Annotated in this window: 13 protein-coding genes; 1 reads left to right on the top strand and 12 read right to left on the bottom strand. The window is 65.6% G+C overall.

Annotated elements, in window-relative coordinates:
* Positions 1-190 precede the first annotated feature (190 nt).
* From eccA to AB4Z47_RS26755, 3 genes are all read right to left on the bottom strand, one after another.
* Positions 191-1,951, bottom strand: coding sequence for a type VII secretion AAA-ATPase EccA (gene eccA / locus AB4Z47_RS26765; RefSeq protein WP_441954776.1), 1,761 nt, complete (start codon positions 1,949-1,951; stop codon positions 191-193).
* An 823-nt stretch (positions 1,952-2,774) separates the two neighbouring features.
* Positions 2,775-4,469: a WXG100-like domain-containing protein gene (locus AB4Z47_RS26760; protein WP_441954774.1), complete on the bottom strand. Its 1,695-nt coding sequence runs from the start codon at positions 4,467-4,469 to the stop codon at positions 2,775-2,777.
* Positions 4,470-4,496: 27 nt separating this feature from the next.
* Positions 4,497-5,441, bottom strand: coding sequence for a C40 family peptidase (locus AB4Z47_RS26755; RefSeq protein WP_441954772.1), 945 nt, complete (start codon positions 5,439-5,441; stop codon positions 4,497-4,499).
* A 178-nt stretch (positions 5,442-5,619) separates the two neighbouring features.
* On the opposite strand from AB4Z47_RS26755, the gene AB4Z47_RS26750 reads away from it, so the two are divergent.
* Positions 5,620-6,693 carry a hypothetical protein gene (locus AB4Z47_RS26750; protein WP_441954770.1) on the top strand — a complete coding sequence of 358 codons (1,074 nt, stop codon included), beginning with the start codon at positions 5,620-5,622 and terminating at the stop codon, positions 6,691-6,693.
* A gap of 530 nt (positions 6,694-7,223) precedes the next feature.
* Here AB4Z47_RS26750 and AB4Z47_RS26745 read toward each other — a convergent pair.
* From AB4Z47_RS26745 to AB4Z47_RS26705, 9 genes are all read right to left on the bottom strand, one after another.
* Entirely contained in the window at positions 7,224-9,116 is a 1,893-nt protein-coding gene (locus AB4Z47_RS26745; RefSeq protein WP_441954768.1) for a type VII secretion target, read from the bottom strand.
* A 288-nt stretch (positions 9,117-9,404) separates the two neighbouring features.
* A complete protein-coding gene (locus AB4Z47_RS26740; RefSeq protein WP_441954766.1) occupies positions 9,405-11,870 on the bottom strand; it encodes a hypothetical protein in 2,466 nt (821 codons plus the stop codon).
* Positions 11,871-11,877: 7 nt separating this feature from the next.
* Positions 11,878-12,195, bottom strand: a complete 318-nt coding sequence (locus AB4Z47_RS26735) for a hypothetical protein (protein ID WP_441954764.1) — start codon at positions 12,193-12,195, stop codon at positions 11,878-11,880.
* Positions 12,196-12,230: 35 nt separating this feature from the next.
* The gene (locus AB4Z47_RS26730; RefSeq protein ID WP_441954762.1) at positions 12,231-12,617 is read right to left on the bottom strand and encodes a hypothetical protein; all 387 of its coding nucleotides are present in this window, start codon (positions 12,615-12,617) and stop codon (positions 12,231-12,233) included.
* Positions 12,614-13,348, bottom strand: a complete 735-nt coding sequence (locus AB4Z47_RS26725) for a hypothetical protein (RefSeq protein WP_441954760.1) — start codon at positions 13,346-13,348, stop codon at positions 12,614-12,616. Before AB4Z47_RS26725 ends, AB4Z47_RS26730 begins: the two co-directional genes overlap by 4 nt.
* Positions 13,345-13,689, bottom strand: a complete 345-nt coding sequence (locus tag AB4Z47_RS26720; protein ID WP_441954758.1) for a hypothetical protein — start codon at positions 13,687-13,689, stop codon at positions 13,345-13,347. The genes AB4Z47_RS26725 and AB4Z47_RS26720 overlap by 4 nt, the downstream gene beginning before the upstream one ends.
* 156 nt (positions 13,690-13,845) lie before the next feature.
* Positions 13,846-15,315, bottom strand: a complete 1,470-nt coding sequence (locus tag AB4Z47_RS26715) for a PPE domain-containing protein (protein ID WP_441954756.1) — start codon at positions 15,313-15,315, stop codon at positions 13,846-13,848.
* A 30-nt stretch (positions 15,316-15,345) separates the two neighbouring features.
* Entirely contained in the window at positions 15,346-17,745 is a 2,400-nt protein-coding gene (locus AB4Z47_RS26710) for a hypothetical protein (RefSeq protein ID WP_441954754.1), read from the bottom strand.
* An 8-nt stretch (positions 17,746-17,753) separates the two neighbouring features.
* Positions 17,754-19,811 (bottom strand): hypothetical protein, encoded by a 2,058-nt coding sequence (locus AB4Z47_RS26705; RefSeq protein WP_441954752.1) that lies wholly within the window; start codon positions 19,809-19,811, stop codon positions 17,754-17,756.
* Between the last annotated feature and the right edge of the window lie 853 nt (positions 19,812-20,664).

The raw sequence follows: 20,664 nt of genomic DNA, 5'->3' as shown, positions 1-20,664 counted from the left end.
GGAAAGTGACGGCTAATGGTGCGGGCGACTGAACTCTGAGCTCTGCAACGTCATGGCCAGGCGCGATCACCAGTGGAACAACTACCGGACCACCCCGCCGGCGAGATGGTCATCGAAGAGGTCTGGCCCGGGCAAAGTACGGCTGCTGTCAAGCACAGCTCTGCACGGTGGAATCGTTCCGCCGGATGCGTCAAACCCCCGCCTTGGGTGCAAGTCCTTCCAGTGCCGCCGAGACGTCGAAGGCGTCGATCGTCATCAGTTCCTCGTCGGTCATCGCCGCGATATCGGCGTTGTCCCTGGTAAAGCGATAGTCACGCTCGGCTTCGGCGGCCTCGACCACGTTTCGCACGAAGCGACCGTTGCCGGCCAGGTCGATCAACCGCCGACCGTTCTTGGTTTGCCCCGCCAGCTCATCGCAGCGGATGCGCAGTACCTCACGCGCCTGCTCGGACAGGATCGAATCCTTCTTGCCCGCAATATGGTCGGCGATCTGCACCAACTCGCCCGCGTCGTAGCTGGCGAACCGGATCCGCTTGGTGAATCGCGAGGCGAGACCGTCATTGGACGCGAGGAACCGGTCGATCTGGTCCTCGTACCCGGCGATGATCACGACCAGCTTGTCCCGGTCGTTCTCCATCCTGGCCAGCAAGGTGTCCACCGCTTCCTTACCGAAAGCATCACCGCCGGAAAGGCCTTCCTGGATCAGGGTGTAGGCCTCGTCGATGAACAGCACGCCACCCAGCGCAGAGTCGATCAGCGCATTGGTCTTCGGCGCGGTATGGCCGAGATGGGTGCCGACCATGTCGTTGCGCGAGACCTCGATCACCTCGGCGTTCTCGACGACTCCCAGGCCGGCGAAGATCTTGGCGATCACGCGGGCGATGGTCGTCTTGCCGGTGCCAGGCGGGCCGGAGAAGATCAGGTGCTGCGACCGCGAGTCCACGGCCAGCCCGCGCTTGGCGCGCACCTGGTCCATCAGGACACCGGATTTCAGCCGATCGACCTGCTCCTTGACCGAGTCCATGCCGATTTGTGCCTGCAGCAGTTCCGAGGCCTCCGCGAGCAGGGACTCCCGTTCCTCCCGCGCCGCGCTGGCAGCCGCCTCGGCCGGGTCGTCACCGGTTTTCGGGTCCCACTTGTCCGTCCTGGACGCGATGAGTGCGGCGGTGGTTACCTCGAATCGGTACGACTTGTCTCGCACCGCGAGCTGCCATTCCTCGCGCTCGGGCCACAGCCCGGAGCCCTGCAGACCCTTCAGGATCTTGTCGCCGGCGTCGTACTCTCCGCTGTGCCGCAACAGCATGCCGAGCAGGAAGTGCGCGTCGGCCCAGATGTAGGACAGATTCCCCGAGGAGCTGTCCTCGACGATCCGCTGTGCGCGCGGCATGGCCTCGCCGAATCGGCCGAGGTGGGCAAGCGACTGGGCGGCCATCAGCTCGGCCGCGATGTCCAGCAGGCCGTCTTCGAGTACCGGCCGCGCGGCGCGGGCGGCGATCACATCCGGCCACCGCCTCGTCCGGAAGTACAGCGACATGCGGACGAAATCGGCGACGTCGTCGCTCGGGACTTCGTCGAGAATGGCCGCGGCCTCCTGCCATTCACCGCCGTCGGCGTACGAGCAGGCCTGCGCAATCGCGATCTGGTCCCGATCGGCCATCGCGACGCGCAGGCCGTACATCCCGATCTCGACCTGACACCACAGCGCCCGGTCGACCAGGCCGGCGCGCTGCTGATCGCGATAGAGGTTGTGCACCGATCGGTAGGCGCCGTAGATCACCTCCGAGTTGACCTCCCCCGCCATGGCGCGCCCCAACCAGGCGTCGCACATGTCCGGATCGAGATCGGTGGCGGCCCGGAAGGCCGCCGCCGCGTGCTGTTCGTTGCGGACACCGCCCGCGACCAACCCAAGATTCTGAACACCCGTATAAAACGCGTCCTCGGCCGCTGACACTCGGACTTCCCTTCCGCCGAACTAGCCTGCTCAAACGATAGATTCCCCCGGTCACACCGCAGACTCGACTACTTCCCATGATTGGGAAGAAATGCGAAGCACGTGTCGTGTCGCACCGGATGTTGCAGCACCGAGCCGGAGAACCCGGTTCGGCCCGCATCCCAAGCATTCATATGCCAATTTTGAACGTGCCGTCAAATAACGGTATGGTCCAATCCGTGGTCGGCAAACATCCGCCTGCTGACGACCTCCGGCGGCGGCTGACAAGCCGCGATCCGGCCTACAGCCGCCGCAAAGCAGGTCAGAAGCCCTCCAAAAATTTCTTGCCGCTAATTAGGTGCACACTATTGAACGTTCCGACAGAAGAGGGTACTGTCTGAACACAGATCGTCAGTCCCTCATCCTGACGATCTGAACCAAAGCAACGGCCGGTGGCACCGGCAGGCCATCGGCCGTTGCGAGGAACCGCCATAAGGCGAGCCGGACTCGCATCGACGACAGTGTGCCTACCTTTACCACTGTCGCCACTTCTCTCATACCGAACCGTTCCCACTCCTGGGGGCGGTTATCGCCGCTCGGCATCAGAAAAGTTACAGCCACCTGTAACGGGCGGCCGCGCCCCGCTGACTCTGATCGCTCCGCTCCCGAAGGCTGCCTTTCAGCACAGCAGGGGCCTGACCCGACGAGGGACACGATTTCGTGCGTGCCCGCCGTAACCGTCCCCGATGAGCCATTACCGCCTCATCTGCGAAGCCCCGACTTCATAGCAAGTTCCGACTCACGACTGTGACCAGCCCACCGCGACCGACAGGCTGCAGCGCGATCAAATGCGTCTGCTCGGCGGCTTGACGGGTTCGGATGCTGTGACGGTCGATGCCGTTATGTGCGGCGGTGTGACCGAACGTTCCGACGGCCCGGTCGATTCGACCTTGTCGTCCCGACCGGGCTCGGCCCCTCTCTCCCGGGGCGAGCGCACCGGTGGCCTGGCGGTGGACGGAGCGTGGACCGCGGCGGGAATGTCACGGCTGCGGCGAGCTTTGGTCCACGGCGTGACCACCGGCGCACGTCCGACGGACCGGCGGGTACCCGCGGGGCGTCCAGCCTTGGACGGCAACGCTTTCGGGGCCGGAGCCCGATCCCCGTCATGTCCCCATGGCGTGGCCGCTGCTGACTTGGTGCTGCCGGGCTGAGGAGGTGACGAACCGCCCAGCGGGTGACCCGCAGCCGTGGCGTCTACCGCGGCCGGAGGGCTGGTGTCCGCGCTCGCACCAGACACCCAGCTCGGTTGGTGGCCCCCGGAGTCGGTGGTCGGACGCGCCAGCTCTCCGGGCATTGCGCCGTTGGAAGCGACCGCGCCGACGCGCAGTGCGCTCCGCTCGCCCAGGGACTCCTGACTTACCGCGGCCGGAACTTCTCTGGGCCGCCCCGAGTCCGGAATGGTTGGCGCCGGGCCGGATACGGGCGGCATCATCGCGGGGGTACTGCGTTCTCCCCCAGCAGCGGGGGTAGCCCAGTTCCCGACGGATTCGCGCGGCCCACCTGCGGATCCGACTCGGCCTCTGGGCCGATCACCGGCACTCGCCGCAGCCTCTCGCCCCGCCCCCGGCGAGTGCGCACTGCCGGTTCCAACTCCAGCCGGACTACCCGAAGACATCGGTGCCGTAACGCTCGGTGTCGAGTCGGATTGTTCCCGCAACTGGGCGGGTGGATTCGCCTCCACCTCCGGCGTCCCGTCAGGCCTGGCCGGCGCCGTCGACCTATCCGGCGCCGTGATAGTCACCGGGTCGTCGAACCGTGTCGGCGTGGTGAAGTCGAGCGTCGACACGTTCTCCGCGAACGTCGCGGCATGCTGCATGATGTCGTCGGCATGCTGATCCAGCACGTTGGCGTAGCGCTGCACCTCGTCGGGCTCGATACGCAAGGGAACCGCGGACGAACTGCCCGAAGAAGCCGGAACGCCGAGCGCGTGGCGCGTGGCGTCGTAGACGAGACCCTTGATCATGTCGTCGATTGCGTGCTCGAGCGGTTCGATCGCCTTTCCGATCACCTCGGCGACGATGTAGCCGATCAAGCACTGCTGCATCTGGTTGCAGAGCCGGCGCGCCGCAGCCGCCACCAAAGGCGCGGACGGCGTCAGCGGCGGTGTCACCATCATCGACATGTAGGTGGTCGCAAGGGCCGCGAGTTCGGCCAGCACAGCGACCTTCACGGCGGTGATCACCGTGGCCGCCGCGTACAACGCCTGTTCCACGACCTTGCACGCATCTGCGAGCTGGGCCATGTGCGTCGAGCTCATGCTCGCCCAGGACGCGACCAACTGCTCGTAGGAGTATCCCGAGTAGACCGAGCCCATATCGTCGATCACGCCGGTCGCCGAGCTGTGGGTGTCCTGTACCTGCGAGGCGAAGGTGCGCACGTGACGGGCGAGGGCGCGCACGTCGTCCTCGTTGATGTCCGGGTACGGGATACCGCACATGTTGAGGAAGAACGCGACCTCGCTGGGCAGATCTATGGCCACGCGATGATCTCCTCCCCGGTCATCGACTCACAGCACCCGCACGACGATGGCGTCACTGGGCATGCGTGACCATTTGACGTTCGAACCCGTATAGGGCGCCTCGATGACCATCCCATTTCCCGCGGCCAGCTGGACATGCTCGGGCCCCCTGGCACTGAACGAACCGGCGGGGAACACCAAGTCACCGGCACGCACGTCCTCGGAATTCACCCGGACCCCGCTGTAGATCTGATCGTAGGTGGTGCGCGGCAACACCACCGCACCATTGCTGGCCTGGGCGACGGCGTACTGGGTCAAGCCCGAGCAGTCGAATCCACCGCCACTGGGGCCACCCGGGCCGCCGCCGCCCCACACATACGGCGTGCCGAGCCAGTCGCATGCGGCGCGGACCGCGTTGCTGCCCGCGGTCCCGTCCGAGGGCACCATGTTGCGACGCCGCAGCCGGGATCCCGTCCGCGTCCTGGACCGCGTACGTCGCCTGCGCGGCGAGGTGCCACGCTTGTGCCGCGTTTGCGGTGTCGCGGGCGGCATGATCTGCGCGGCCTGCTGTCGCGCGGCGGCGACGTCGGCGTCGACCTGTTTCGTGGCATTGCTGATGGTGGTCTCCGCTGCGGCGAGCAGGGCGGGACCACTGAAACGTGTGTCGGCGACCGAGGCGATAGCCTGCATGCGCGACTGGAAATCCGCAATCTGATTGGTCAGGCGGCCACGGCCGTTGACCGTTCCGTCACCCGACTCGCCCACGGCTTTACGCACAATGGAGTCCTTGCCGGCGTGCGATTCCGCCACCGACTGCTGCATTCCCTGCGCATCGGAATACCGCGCCGCGATCGCCCCGGTGTGCGCGCGCAAGTCACTGGTGAGTGATTGGTACGCCGTCGCCGCCTGGCCGGCGTCGGGCTGTCCTCCGCCGTACACTGCAAGCAGCGATCGAAGTACCCCGTCCAGGTCGTCTGTCAGTGTCGGTGCCATTCGACCGACTCGCCATCGCTCATCACCGACCGCCTCTCACATTCTGCTAGTCATTGTGTCGCCTGACCCGATTCATTCGTATTCCCAACCATGGGTGGCGTGGTTGAACTCTGCAGTACTTCCCAAACTCGGGAAGCCGGGACAATGAGGATGACTTCTGAGAGGCGGTGGCGACGGCATGGCAACACAGGCGGCGGATCCCAAAACCAAAACCGCGCAGGCGAAGCTGGCATCCACTCCCCTGGCAGATGTCGTCTCCGCCGCCAAACGGACCGATCCCCCCATCCAGCTGGATCCACCGCCGGGCGCTTCGGCCGGACTGCGCGCCTTCATCGAGATGGGCGAAACCGCGATACAAACCGCCGTCGACCTCCTCGGTCGTGGGCTGCCGAAACTGCCGCCGGACGTCGGCGATCTACTGCAGCCCAGTGTGTACAAAAACCTCGGCGAGAGCGAAGCAAACAAGGCATACCAGAAGACGATCGACAAGGTCGAAGCCAAGCAGATGGAACTGCTGCAGTTCGACAATCAGATCGTCAAGACCTCCGACACGATAGCCCGCGAACAGGCTTCTACCCTGAGTTCCATCTGGGACATCGTGAAAAAACTCCAAACTACGCTGAAGTCAGCGGGCGTCATAAAAAAGCCCGAAAAGCAGGAGCCACCCTTGCTGAAGGCCGTCGCCGACGCCGTGCAACGGGTATCCGAAAAAGTCGCCGCAATCGCCGAACTCAACGATAACCTGGCCAACAAGGGCGACGGCAAGAACACCAGCGGCAGCGGTAGTACCGGCGGCACATCTGCTCAGGGGGCCAGCAGTGGCGACGGCCTCGGCGGCATTCTGCAATCACTGCTTCCGATGGTCTCAATGCTCCCGATGATGGCAATGCCACTGGTGCAGCAGATACCAGAAATGCTCGAAAAAGCCGAAGAAGACAGACAAAAGAAGGCCGAGCAGAACCAGAACGGCGGCGGCACACCTCCGGCGCCCGGCCAGGCACCCCCCGGAAAACCGAACGCCACTGCGGTGGCTGCTGCCGCTCCAGGCGAGCCGAGCCAGAACGGCGGCACACCTCCGCCGGCCGGCCAGGCACCACCCTCTGGAGACCCGGGTGCCGCCGCGGCACCCGTTTCCGCCATACGGAATGCCAGTCGGCGACGGCAGCCACCCGCCGAGGGGCAGCCTCCGTCAGATCTCCCGTCGGAAGATGTCGAACCCGATCAAGAATCGAGCCCTGTGACCACGGTGTAGTCGGTGCTGGCGCCATCGCCGTACGCTTCTGGCGTAGGCACCAGCTGCTCGCACAAGTCTGTGCTGGTGGGCTGGAAGAGCCCCGGCAGGGGCCGTTAACCGCCCTGCCCACCGTCCGGTGGGTTATAGCGGTCGAGCGGCATCATTTGACCGTTGACGATGACTTGCTTGCGGCGCGGTATCGGTCACCACGAGCTGTTGAGCTTGTCGACCCACCCAACATATTGTCGTGAAGTCTGCCGCGCTCCGGCATCTCACCCGCAGAAACATCGATCCTGACGTCGCGCAGGACCACTTGAAGAATTCGACCGATCCGATGTGCTCAGAATAGGCTTTGATCTCTCCAGCGGTGCTGACCCGATGTTCCAGGCCATTGTTGCCGCGCGAGCTGCGAGGTTCGCACAGCTGACAGTCCTAGTCCGACTTTCCTTGTTCTTCAGACAAGGCTGTCGCAGTCGAACCGCGAGCTTGCAATCGCCGTTTCCGAATGCAGTTCATGGAACAACGGCCCATGGTTTCTCGCGAAACCCTTATGACCGCTCCGGCGGTGCGACCGGGGGTGGCGTCGACGGCGCCACCACGGCGCCCTGCGGCGGCCCTCCGGCAACCTCTGGTGCCGTAACGGACTGGGCCCCAGGCCGGGCGACGCGCTCGGGCTGCACGGCAGTCGAAACCGGGGCCGGAGTCGACACGAACTGTGGATGCTCAGTGATCTGCTCGTGCGCGTACACCGCGTCGCGCAAGCTCTGCCTGCTCGATTCGTTCGCCAGTAACAGCGCCAGCTCGTTGCAACGGCGTTCGAAGACCATGGTGCGCAACGGCGAAACGCCCACGTCGACCCGCAACTGCCCGATCTCGACCCGACCAACATCTACGCGCTGCCCGAGCATCGCGGCCGCGAGCAGATCGTCAGCGTCACGCAACTCGTCCCACAGTTCGCGGGGCACCGCCTTTCCGGCCTGTACCGCCGCAAGGATCCGCTCCCGCACCTGTCGCGATGAGACAGCCTCCGCGGGTATCGGCCCCGACCGGCCCACCTGCGCATGCGCGTCGACCGCGAGTTCCACACAGCGCGACCGAACCTGCGCATCAGGCACCGCCGAGACCTGTTCCAGACCCGCGGTCGAGCCGGTCAAGCCGAGCCGGTCGGCCGTGTCGGGCGTGAACTCGCGCAGATCGACGTCGTAGGACGGGCCGACGAGTCCTTCCATCGCCGCGGCGCTGAACCGTGAACGCAGGCCGGGATCGATCGGTCCGGACGACACAAGCGCCGACAGTTGCGCGTTGGCTTTCGCACCCCACGCCAGCCCGAATTCCGCGAGCACCCGAGCTGGATCCGAGACGCCTTCCCATGGGGAGCCGCTGCCATCCGCGTCGGCCAGCAGCTCGTCCCAGATCCAGGGGGTAGACACTTCACGCGGCAGGAACAGCCCGGCAGGCATCCACCCACGGCCTTCGTTCGAGCTGATGAACACGCCCGCGCCCGCAGGACCGCGCATCACCGACACCGACCAGGCCATGCCCACCGGGGAGTCGACGGCCGCGAGCACACTGCCGAGCAGGGTTCTCGCCAGCACCAGATCGTCGTTCACCGGGTTGCCGACGACGTACGAGGGTTCGGATTCCTTGTCCTTCGCGTTGGCGACAGCCGCGGAGAACGGAGTCGAGACGGGCACCGGTACAGGTGGCAGGTCGGGCCGTCCGGTCGCGCCGGTCGGTGGTTGCGCGGATCCCCGGTCGTCCGCGGACGAGTAGACGGGGCTTGCCGCGGTGGGAGGCATGCCCGCCGATGTCGGCGGCGTCACGCCGGAACTCGATACGGCCGGCGCCGCACCGGTAGCGTTGGGCGTGGTGCCGGTAGCGTTCGGCGTGCCCCCAGTTCCTGGCTGATCGGTGGAAGCCGCGACTGGAGCGGACGTGCCCGGTGCCGACGGCGTCGGTCCGTCCAGACCGCCGGGTACACCGCCGAGGGAGTTCTGGGTGCCATCGGGCCCGACCGAGATCGGGCCACTGCTGGGCGGCGATCCAACAGGCGAAGGCGTCGATGGTGTTGTGGGCCCGCTCGGACCGACCGGCGAGCCGACAGGAGTCGTCGACGACTGGTTATCGGTCAGACCACCGGCTTGCCGGATCTGCGAAGCGAATTCTTCGTCGGCTTGCTCGTAGGCGTCCGCGGACGCGAGCAACGAGTCGCGGGTGCGCTCGTGCTCAACGGCCAGCGCCTCGCCTGCCCGTTGCCGAGCATCGTAGTAGCGCTCCAATGCGTCGTAGACGGGATAGGCGATCTTGCCGTATGTAGGCAGAAAGCTCGCGAGCCAGTCCGACGGCGGCTTCGCCCATTCCCGGGTATCGCGAGCGACCTGGTCGTGTTGGCTGGCCAGCTGTCGCAGTACCGCAGGGTCGATATCGATGCGGTTCGGCATGCTCGATCAGATCCTTTCCCACCACGAGTTTCTCTATTGTCGATCCTTCCCACGCCTGGGTATATTCGCCAAACGATCCGGCGGTTGCCCACCGCCGTAACCATTGCGCGACAATGAGTTCCAGCGGATATCAGAATTCGGCCCCATTGTGCGGCGGAATTGGCGCATGGGTCGTCGGCACCACAACAGCGGCACGCGAGGACAGCGCCACGCATCCTGGACCCCGGGCCGAGCCGATTGTCGCCGCACCGGATGTGCGGATTCAGCCGGATCGCACGGCGACGCTCGTCAGTGCCCCGGACCGACGGTAATGGTCGGGCGGCGAGTCTGTCCGGCGGCCGGCCCTGCGGCCGCGGGTTCGACGAACGCCGGGTGTCCCACGATCTGGGCGTGCGCATACACCGCGTCGCGCAGGTTTTGCCGCGTCGGCGCGCTCGCTAGCAGCAACACGAGTTCGTCGCACCGTCGCTCGAAGACCATCCCACGCAAGGCGCTCAGGTCCGATGTCGATCGGCCGTCGGGTTGGTCGGAGCGCAGCTCGCCAAGGGCGACTCTGGACACGTCCGCCCGCCGCGACAACATCGACGCGGCAAGCAGGTCGTCGGCGTCACGCAGTTCCTCCCACCACTCCGGTGCCACCTCGCGGCGTTGGCTCAGTGCGGCGAGAATTCGTTCGCGCACAACGGGGGCCCCCAGGGATTCCGGAGAGCCCAAACCGGCCTTGCGTACTCGGACGTGCGCGTCCGAGGCCAATTCCCAGCATCGCGAACCGATTTCGGCGTCCGGTGTCGCAACGACCCGCTGTAGCAGCGCGGGCGCCCCGACCAAGCCGAGGCGATCCACCAGCCCAGGTCCTGGCGCACTCAGGTCCATCGCCGACGAGGCGCCCACCTCTCCCTCCATAGGCACCTCCCCCAACTGCCGACGCAGATCCGCGTCGATCCGCTCCGACGACACCACCGCCGACAGTCGAGCCCCGGACTTACCTCCCCAGGCCAGCCCGAATTCGGCGAGCACTCGCGCCGGATCGGCCACGCCTTCCCACGCGAATCCATTGGAGACCTCCCAGACCCACGGGGTTGACGCCTCACGCGGTAGATACAACCCGGCGGGGAGCCAGCCACGACCCTCGTTCGACGTCACGAACGCACTGATACCGCTCTGATGCCGCATCACCGACACCGCCCACCCGAGCCCGACCACGGATGCGCCGCCCGCAGCCAGGACGCCGCTCAGCAATGTGCGTGCCAGCACCAAGTCGCCATTGACGCGCTCGCCGAGGACGAACGACGGGGCGGCCGCCGAGGTCATCGCCGCGCCGACCACACCGCGAATCAACTCGTCGCTTCCCTCGGCATCGGCAGGCCCGTCCACCCGCTGACCCGGGGATTTCGATGCCGGAACCTTGGCGGTGCCGGTGGAGACACCTGACGGCGGCACAGCCGGACCCGCGGTGACCTTCGGGGGCACGGAAGGCCCCCGCGCGTCGACCGGCGGCGCCATCGGCTTGCCCTGGATCGACGGCGGTCCCGAACCCGCCTGTGCCGCCGGAGCCGAAACCGTCGATCCCGAGTGGGCGGCCGGCACTGCAGGCACCGCAGGCACCGCCGGTGCGACCGGTCCGGGAAGAACGAAAGGCGGTGGCACCGTAGCCGTCGGACCGTCCACGTGCGCGTCCCTGATCTCCGGTGTGTTGACCCCGGTATCACGGTGTGCGTCGGTGGCGGATGCGGCCGTGGACCGATCGTGCGCGGCGGATTCGACGGAACCGTCGTGCGCGCTTGGATCGGTATCATCCGCCCTGACATTTCCGCCCGTACCAGCCGGCTCGCTGTCCTCTGCGTCTGCATGCGAGGGCCGGCCCGCGGCGGAGACATCAGGTTCGTCGTGGTCTGCGGCGGGCGAATAGACCCCAGGGGCTGTCGTTCCGCCCGGCACGGACTGAGGTGGCGCGGCGGGCGTCGTCGACGGAGGAATGACCGACGTGTCCTCAGCTGGAGCAGTATTCGGCGTGTCCCCGAATTCGATAGCCGGTGGGCCGACCGAATCGAGCTGCGGCTCGTTGCCGGGGAGGTCGGGGAACAGCGGTATCGGGAGACGCTCTCCCGGCGCGTGACGCCCAGGCCGTCCGCCATGCCTCGGGGAGCCGGAATGGTCTGTGGCGGGCCGGTTCTGCTGATGGTCGTCCGCTAAACCTGGATGCCCCGGCATCCAAGGCCCTGGCTGACCTAGTACGTCGGCGATGCGGGCAAGGCTGGGCAGACCTTGCGGGTTGATCGACCCGAGCGCCGACCGGACGACGTCCTCGACCTCGTCCCTGGCCGCGGCGATGATGCCGGGAATCCGGTTCCGGATGACCTGGGCATCGGATTTGTCCTCCTCCGCCGCGGCGGCCCGTAGCGTGGCCTGAATCTTCGACGTGGCGCGATCGACGATGTCCAGGATCTGGTTTCTGGTTCGGTAGATCAGATCGGAGAAATCCCGGAAGGTGTCCGCCGCCGCCTCCAGCGCGTCCGCGAATGCCTGCGGGTTCGCGCGCTGGCGCAGCATATCCTCCTTGACCGGCTTCAGGCCGTCGCCGGAGCGCACCCGTTCGTCGAACTCACGGCGTCTACTCTCGACCTCGAGCAGGTCGAGCGTTGCGGCACCGTCGCGCGCGAGATTTTCGAGCGCGTTCCAGTCCGCTGGGGAGATCACCGGCCAGTTATCGCCGACAATGGCGTCCCAATACGGGCTGTTGCGCTCCGGTTCCATAAGCGAATCAGCTGAGCTCGGCGCGGCGTATATGGGCGCCGCCGGCGTGGTCCTGATGCGTATATGCGTTGGACACCACACGGGTGTGCTGGGTGGTCGCGGCCGCATCGCGGCCGTTGGCCTTGACTTTGCCCTCGATCGTGGTCTTCATCCAGTCCGTAAACGCCGCGAGTGGGCGCTCGACCTTCGACTGCGGGGGTTTTGGTACGACGAAGTCTCGCGTGACCCGCTCGACCTGGCCGCCAACCTTGGTCAGCGCGGTCGTGTGCTTGTCCGACGAGGCGATAACCTCGTGCGGCTCGTCCATGTCCAGCGGGTCGGCCATGTCGGGGTCCTGTCTCAGAATTCGATGGTGGGCATTCAGGAGTCGCGTCTGCCGAACTCGGATTCCTCCATGGCGCGATACGAAGCCTCGGTCGGCAGATCGAATGAATCGATCGTGTAAGAGCGGGTCCCCTTGTGCTCCATCTCGGCTCGCAATCCGACGCGCGATTTCACATGCGCCAGCCGGGCGAGCCGAACAATCTCGGTGGCCAGCCAGGCATCGCCGTTGTCGCGGGCATCGTCGGTGATGTACATGCCGATGATCTCGCCGTCCCGGTCGCAGCCGACGCCGACGGTGTGGTCGGGATTGAACACCTCGTAGGTCATGTTTCGCCAGTCCGGCGGCGTGGCGTCCAGGTCGTCGAACTCGTCGGGGTCGTCGGGGTCGAAATCGTCCAAGTCGATCGGGTGCATATCGGTCATCGGTTGCTCTCCGAGAGTCGTTCGGAACTGGTTGCAAAGCCGGTATCCGGCGTGTCGCTGGCATCATCGGACGAGGATTCCAGTCGCGCCGCCAGCGCGGACCACGCAGCATCATCGATGCGCATGACCTGGCGCAGCTGCCAGAATCGGGCACCGAGGTACATCTCCCCCGTGCCGTCGGCGGCGACATCGAGATAATCGGGACCATCGGTGGTCGCGTTCAGGGTCACCGCAGTGACCGGTGGACGCGTGTCGTCGACGTTGACCAGGGTGGCGCCGCCGCCAGGGATGAAACTTTGGCGCAGCCGGGCACTGTTGCCGATCGCGACATCGGAGCTGTTGGTCGTGATGGTGACTTCCGGATTCAGCAACAGCTGCATCACCCAAGACCTGGCCGCCTGCTCCGGATTGTCGGCATTGATCGAGATGGCCAGGGTCGCCGCCAGATCGATGACGAGCACCAGGTCGGCGGTCGTGACACCGACGATCACCAAGCGCTTGGCGGTTCCGACCGGATAGGGGAGATCATCGGCCGCCAGCGACACCACATCCGCGCCGACCCCGGCTCCGGTCGCGGGATGCGCGGAGACGGTTCCCGTCCCCACGTCGATCGTGTAGGCCACCAGAGTCTCCGAGGTGCTGCCCGCGACCCCGGCCAATCGCACCAGCCCCTCGTCGTGAAGCCACCGCACCGTGTCGGCGACGGTGACCTCAGGGGCCGGCTCAGTCATCCTGCCTTCCCTGGTACGGCGACGGCCGATTCGGCCTCGTCCGACATGACCGGAGTGTCCATGACGCTTTGGTACTGCCGCGCTGCGTCCGCGGTGCTCTCGCGAATGGCAGCCATGATCTCGGCAACCAATTCGGGGCCGGTGAGCCGCGCGGCGGTGCCCGGCGCCAGGTAGAGGTCGGTCAGCCTGCCCATCGCGTCGACCTCGGGGATGATCGCGCCGCTCGGCGACGGGCGCCTGGCACGGATGTTGTCGATCTTCTCGCGCATATCGGCGATGCGGTGCCGCAGGTCGCGAGCGGCGTCCAGGGCCGCCTGCACGTCCGGGTGGATGGCACTCATGACTCCACCTCGCTGGCGCTCGGCTCCATCATGACTGCCATGGCAGCTGTACCTGCTGTTCGTTCGCTACGCTCACTCATGACTCCACCTCGCTGGCGCTCGGCTCCATCATGACTGCCATGGCAGCTGTACCTGTTATTCGTTCGCTGCGCTCACTCATGCGTTACCTCCAGGTTGGGTGGGGGTCTGGTTGGCCGGCGCGGGCGTCGGGGGCGTCACGGTCGGGGCGATGGTCGGCCGCTCGCCGATCACCAACTCGGTGTGTGGCGTGTTGTCGACGTACATCAGTCGGTCTGGATGCCACGCCACGACACGGTTGCGTTCGTTGTTGCCGCCACTGTTGCCCATGCCCGGCGACATCGGCATGTACGGCATCATCGGCGAACCGCCGCGCGCGGCGCTGGCGTTGTTGGGCGACGATGCCCCCAGTGGTTCGAGCACGGGTGTGCGCGGCATAGACGACGCTCCCGCGCCGAGGCTGCCCGTGGACGTGGCCAACGGCAAGGCGCCGACCGGGGCGGTTGCGGCGGCGACGTCCGGGATATCTGCGCCAGCGCTGCTTATCGGAGCCCCGCTCGGGCTGCCCGTTCCGAGACTGCTCGGGATACCGAGGTCGTCGTAGCCGTAGTCGTCGAGGCCGTAGTCGTCGTAGCCTTCGGACGAGTCTTGGCCGAGCTGGCTCAGCGGCATTCCGGCCGAGGCCATCGCGCTCATCAGCGCCGGCAGCATCTGGCTCAGCGCGCTGGTATCGCCACCGCCGCTACTGCTCTCGCCGCTGCTGTCACCCGTCGGAACCTTGGAATTGACCTCGGTACTGTAGCCGGTGATCGTCTCCAACGACCGCGCGTTCTGCTCCTGGAACTTCGCCATCGCCGCCTGGATGCCGACCTCGTTCTTCGAGCGCATCGCGGCGAGGAGCTCCTTGCGTGCGGCGATGATCTCGGCTGGCGTCGGGTGTTTCGCCTTCGCCGTCCGGAATGCGTTGCTGTAGGTATCGATTCCGTCGGCAAGCATCCCCAGGCCCGTACCGAGCTGGTCGAGCCAACCCCGATGCTGCCCGAGTTCGGTCGCCGCCGCGGCACCGACCGGCTCCCAGTTCTGCATCGTCCGCGCCGCGAGATCGACGCCCTCGGTGGCGGCGAGGTGCTGGCTGCCGGTGAACTTCCGGATCGCGTCCGCGAATCCCGTTGCGGCGCCGGGACCCGGACCCGCATGCAACTGCTGGGCGAATGTCAACGGGTCGACGGAACCTCCGGCAGCGGGAAACCTGAGCGCCGGCGGCCGCCGCTGCCCCACTTCTTGGATCTCTCCCACCGGGTTGCTCACCATGTCGCCGCCACCGCTGCCGCCCACGATGCGGCTGCCGCGCTCATCGGCTTCGGTGTAATCGACTGCCGCGGCGCCGATGTTGTGTGCCGTGCGTTGAACCTCGTTGAGAACGCCGATCGTTCCGTTGAACAGCGACGCAGCCTGCGCGTTGAGCTGCGGCACCGCCCCGGCCGAGATCGGGTCCGCCCCTGCGGGTACGACCCATCCGTCGGGCAGCGCCGTGCCGGCCTCACGCGCAATCGCGGCGAGTTTCGACGCCGCAGCGACGAGTTCCTGCGGATCGACATTGAGCGCCATCACGACCTCCTCTCCTCATCTGCCGCGCGATCACACGGGTGCCGCGACAATCGGCACTGCCGCGTTCGCGGACTGATCGGGCGTGCCCGGCATAGCCGGGGGCACGTCCCCATCCTTCGGCGCGGCCAACTCGATGCCCTTCGGATGGACGAATCCGGAGAACTGACCGAATTCTCCTGCGCTGTCCGACATTTCCGGGACGAAAGGTTTCAGTGCGCCGTTGACGACTGCCTCCAGCGTACCGCCCTCCTCCGAGCCGAAGACCACGAGAATCGCGCTGCGCTTGTCCCACGTGGCGACATCGCCGGTCATCAGCTGGTATGGATCGACCCGCGCACCGATCTGCTTCTTATCCGACCACTTCGCAGGCGTCTTCTCGTACGCCTTCTGCGCGTCGGTGCCGCTGGCGTTGCCGAACGCCCCGTCCAGGGCCTGGGCGACCATCGCGGACACCTTCTGGGTGCGACCATCGGGGAACGTGTAGAGCACGCTGCCGTCCGCACCCGGCGTGCGGCCGGGAACGCCGTTGGCCGGTTGGGACGACCACGGTGTCGAAGGAGCCGCACTGTGGGTCGGAGCCGTCGACGCGGGCGTGGCGACCGTCGCGGGCTGCACTGGAGCCGGCGCAGTAACCGAAGGCGGGGTGACCGGGTTGATGAGATCTTCGTCGAACCGCCCGGGGTCGAGTCCCGAGCGCCGGTCGTCCAGACCGGCAGTCATGTTCTTCATCGCCATCATCTGCATCGCCGTGCCCATCAGGTCGCCCATGCCCATGCCGCCCATGCTGCCCAGGCCGGAATTGACGCCTCCCGGGTACGACGCGTTGACCGCTGGGGTTGCGGCCTGGTTTTCGAGGGTGTCGATCGCGCGCTGCAAGCCGTTGTCGGCAGTGCTGTTCGTTCCCACGGGATCGGGTGTCTGCGAGCTGCCATTTTCCAGATCACCGATATTGCCCGGATTGGTGGGATCGTCGCCGGTGTTGACCGCGGGTGGCGTGTAGGCAGGGTTGTTCTGGCTGGCCTGCAGGCCAGCGAGCGCATTCTGCAATGTGCCGTTCATGGCCGTGGTCTGCGCCGCCAGCTTGTCGTCGAATTTCGTTGTCATATCTTTGACATAATCCGCGATGTCCAGCTCTTTACCGGTCGCGTCTTCGGTAACGTCCACGATTTCATTGAAAGCCTGGGCGGTGAGCTGAACGAAACTCATGTCGGAACCATCACTTTGCGTAACGGCAACGTTCAATCCACAGATGAGGTCGGCGACGTTCTTCCTACCCTGCTTGGTGATCGCTGCGACATCAGGCGTCTTCGCCACGACGTTGTTCTCGATCGTGTTGAAGTGGACGGCAGCATTCTGCAGCGCCTTGACAGCATCTGCGTATCCCGTCACGCCCGCACCGACACCAGCCGACGACAGCTCCTTGGGGGCAGACAAGTCCAAGGCTTTCTTCTGCTGCTTTGCGTCTGTTATGGCCTTTTCATCCCCGAAGAGCTGGTGAGTATCACACAGCGACGTCGCTACGGAATCACCGGGTCCCGCGTACCACTGTTTGAGCGTCGCATTCAACTTGCTCGGCTCCAGCAGGAACCCGTATCCCGTCGCGTGCACCGAAGGGTCGGGCAGCTGGGGGATGAACGGCGCCGTCCCCATGAGCTCTACGTGCGAACCCGCCCAGACCAATTCGAACGTGGGCGCCCCGCCAGCACCAGGATCGTTACCACCGCCGGCTGAGGGGTTTCCCTCGTTTGGCCACACCGAAACAGCGATGGCCGACCCCAATCCACGGAGGAAGCTCGTTCCCCAACCGCCGGGGATACGGTCCGCCTTATTGCGTGCACCCTTCCCGCTCTTGAGCGGCCCCTCGAATTTACGCAGGAATTTTTCGCGCGATTCGAGATTCTTCTTCAACGGTGCATTTTTCAACGCGTCTGCATCGTCGACTTTCTGGGCCGCCGTCTTTGCCCTGCCAGCCGCATTTTTGGCCCTTGTCGCTGCCCCCCTTAACCTCTTTGCCTCCTTATCCAATTGTTGCTGTAGCGCGGAATCCGTGTTTTTTCTGGCCGCCTTTTCGGCCTTTTTCGCCGCTTCTTCCGCAGCGGTCGCCTTGGTCTCCGCCTTTTGCAAAGCGCTTTTCGCCGCCTGCAGCGCTGGGCTCTCCACGGCGAGCTTGGTCAGCTCGCTTTCGGTCCGTTTGATTGCAAAGCCCACCCCGAAACCAAGACCTTTCGCGACGGCACCGCCAATCGCACCGCCGACCGCGCCGTGCGCGGCGGCGTAAGCCACGCTTCCATCAAGCTTGAAATCATTCTCTACCCACTGACCGGCCGCACCACCCGCGGCACCGCCTACCACGGCACCCCAGGGGCCGGGCACTACCCGGTCGACAGCGAAGCTGACACCGACGTCAACCGCGAAAGCTATCAAAGACATGAGAACTCCTACGCCGGAACCACTATTGCCCCGGCGACCGGCTGATCGACAGGCACCATCGGAGCCGCTGCCGCATCCGGACCAGGAGTTGTGATCTCGATACCCGCCGGATGAACGAATCCAGCGAACGGCCCGAACTCACCATTGCTGTCATGCATTTTCGCGGCGAACTGTTGCAGCTTTCCATCGAGGATCACCTCCGGCGGGACGCCGCTGTCGGTGCCGAAGGACACCACGATCGCCAACCGCTGCCCGTCGCCGACCGCCGCTTCCACCGGTTCGCGTTGCCCCCAGGTCGCGATATCGCCGGTCATCAGCTGGTACGGATCGATGGGTGTGCCGACCGGCCGATCAACGGGCAACGTAAACGGAGTCTTGCTATACGCGCCGCGGGCGTCGGTGCCCGCGGCGTTACCGAACGCCGCATCCAGAGCCTGCGCGACGACCGTGGAGACCCTCTGGGTCCGGCCGTCGGGGAAGGTGTACACCACGCTGCCGTCCCCGTCCGAGGTGCGCATCGATGCGGCGACCGCCGATGCACGACCCGGCGACGCCGTGGTGGCGGCAGGTCCCGACGATGTCGCCTGAGTCGCCTGAGTCGCCTGAGCCGCTTGGGGCGTCTGAGCGGGCGACGCCGGGGCGCCTGTGACCATCTGGGGTGCCTCCTCCCGTTCCCCCCGATAATCGTTGGAATTCTTGGAGTTCGGACGATCGCCGTTCCCGCGATTCGCCAACGCCTGCTGCACCATGTACGGCAACGTGAAGTCCGAGCCCATCGACGACGCGGGCGACGCAGCGCTCTGGGTCGGCGTACTCGTCGGCGAGGCGGACCTGGACGACTCGGTCCCCGTTGCGGCCTTCGTCGACGCGGGATCGGTGGCAGTGGATGAACTGCCGGCCTCCGTCGCCGACCCATTCGACTGGCTACCTGAGCTGCTGTCCCATTCCCACGCAGGCGGCATCGAGAAGTCGTTTCCGGTGCTGGTGGCGCCAGGGCTGCCTGTCGATGGCGCAATATAGGGCGCGTTGTACGGATTGTCGTTGGCCTGCTCCGCAGCCGGCTTCGGGACAGCAGGGGCCTGGGCAGCAGCGGGCTTTTTGTCGGTGGGCTTTTCTTTCTCCGCTTCTTTGCCCAACTCGTCGAATGCATTCGTATATTCGCTCATGACATTCGTCAGGTTCATCATCGTCGACTCGACCATGGTCATGACATAAGTGTCTTCGCTGAGGCCACTGGCGGCCAGTGACTGCAGAATCGACGCATCCAGAATCTGGTCCTGGACGAACTGTTGGATCTTTTCCAGACTCCGCGGATCCACTTTGGCCATTGCGGTCAAACTTTCTATGACGCCACCGATATCCTTCCGTCCTTGTTTGCACAGATCGGACGTCTTCCCAGCAATCTTGATAATTCGCGCATCCAACCCACGCAGACCCTCATACCACGAATCCAGATCTGCGACCCATTTCGGATAGGTCTCGATATTGGCCCGTTCCGGGTTCGAGACCTCGCCTGCGGGGCGTTTCTCGGGTAGCGCCGACTCTTTACCATCACCGAACGACTTCCAGTTACCGAGGTAGATATCCGGCAGACCTTTGTATTGCCCCTGGATGGCAGGCAACAACGTCAGACCGTCCGGAAGCTTTGCCGGATCCGGCATATAGACATGCGGCATACCAGACGTATCCTTGATTCCCGAATTGCTGATATCGATGACCTCGATCTCGGGATATCCCATATATTGATGGTATTTATCGCGAACCATGTCCGGCGTGGTACGGCCTCGATAGGCACCGAAACCGGCGCCAAGAAGGCCCCAAACAGAACGAAGTCCAGCTTGCGCCCCGTCCCAACCTCCGGTCACCGCAGCCCGCGAGACTCCATTGCCGAAAAGACCACCTAAACCGCCCCGAAAACTGCTCTCCATCAAGGATCGGCCGGCCGCGCCGAATGCCTTGGCCCCGATGCCGCCGACCGCACCGCCGACGAGTCCTCCCACCGCCCCGAAGGCAGCGCCCTCGAGCATTTTCTCGGGATCCCAACCGGTCTCGAACCCGGTGACCACACCTCCAACGACACCGCCGAGTACCGCAGCACCGACCGGGCCACCGAACGCGAAGCCGACCGCACCCGCGGCTCCGGTAATGATGTCGCCCCACAGTCCCATTACGACACCTGCCTGATCAGAATCCGTGACCGGTCGGCACCGGCACGTGCGCGGCTTCGCGTCCCTTTTCTCGACGGAGCGGCCGATCCGATCCAGGCGTCAACCTGATCGGCCGACCAATGCTCGAAGATCGAGACGCGGGTGCGGCCATACGTGAGTTCCTTTCGACTCGACCCACTCATTGTCGAGGATTCCCAGCAATGAGAATCACGGACAGCTTCGGTCGAGTCAGGATTGATCGGACAATAAGACGCACGCGCACCGATGCCACGGCCGGTGACCGACGCAGGAGGAAGCGCCCGATGAGCCTCTGCCAGGCCCTGGTCGGTCCCGCCGTTCCGAGTGTTGCCCAGCGAGCCGCCGGAGGTGTGCTGTGACGAGCAGGGAGTTACTCGCGGGCGTGAACGGCGTGGAACAGGCGCTCCGGCGGGAGAGGTGACGAGTACAGACATGCCACCTACCGAGGTAGCGCCCGAGATCGATGCGGGTGAAGAAGGTGAGGCGCCACCGGTTCCGGCGACGCCGTGGTCGGAACGGCCGGAGAATCCGCGTACTCGTCCTGGTACGTCTTCGCCGGGTCAGCCCGGTGCCTCGTCGGCGGCGCCGGGGCAGCAAGGGGGGGCGTCGCCGGCGCCGGGGCAGCCCGGGCCGGCCGCGTCTGGTCAGTCGAATGGTGTCGGGCAGTCCGGTGTTCCAGGCCAGCCCGGTGCGGTTCCGGGACAGCCCGGTGCCGCTGGTGCGCCTGGTCAGC

The sequence above is a fragment of the Nocardia sp. 2TAF39 genome (assembly GCF_052114905.1).
Lineage (GTDB): Bacteria > Actinomycetota > Actinomycetes > Mycobacteriales > Mycobacteriaceae > Nocardia.
The sequence above is the reverse complement of the archived record's forward strand: the minus strand, read 5'-3'. Positions and strand labels throughout refer to the sequence as shown.

Coding starts and splice junctions, on each gene's coding strand:
- AB4Z47_RS26740 (WP_441954766.1), bottom strand. CDS start 11,870: ATGGAACCGGAGCGCAACAGCCCGTATTGGGACGCCATTGTCGGCGAT.
- AB4Z47_RS26730 (WP_441954762.1), bottom strand. CDS start 12,617: ATGACCGATATGCACCCGATCGACTTGGACGATTTCGACCCCGACGAC.
- AB4Z47_RS26720 (WP_441954758.1), bottom strand. CDS start 13,689: ATGAGTGCCATCCACCCGGACGTGCAGGCGGCCCTGGACGCCGCTCGC.
- AB4Z47_RS26710 (WP_441954754.1), bottom strand. CDS start 17,745: ATGTCTTTGATAGCTTTCGCGGTTGACGTCGGTGTCAGCTTCGCTGTC.
- AB4Z47_RS26755 (WP_441954772.1), bottom strand. CDS start 5,441: ATGGCACCGACACTGACAGACGACCTGGACGGGGTACTTCGATCGCTG.
- AB4Z47_RS26715 (WP_441954756.1), bottom strand. CDS start 15,315: ATGGCGCTCAATGTCGATCCGCAGGAACTCGTCGCTGCGGCGTCGAAA.
- AB4Z47_RS26750 (WP_441954770.1), top strand. CDS start 5,620: ATGGCAACACAGGCGGCGGATCCCAAAACCAAAACCGCGCAGGCGAAG.
- AB4Z47_RS26725 (WP_441954760.1), bottom strand. CDS start 13,348: ATGACTGAGCCGGCCCCTGAGGTCACCGTCGCCGACACGGTGCGGTGG.
- AB4Z47_RS26735 (WP_441954764.1), bottom strand. CDS start 12,195: ATGGCCGACCCGCTGGACATGGACGAGCCGCACGAGGTTATCGCCTCG.
- AB4Z47_RS26745 (WP_441954768.1), bottom strand. CDS start 9,116: ATGCCGAACCGCATCGATATCGACCCTGCGGTACTGCGACAGCTGGCC.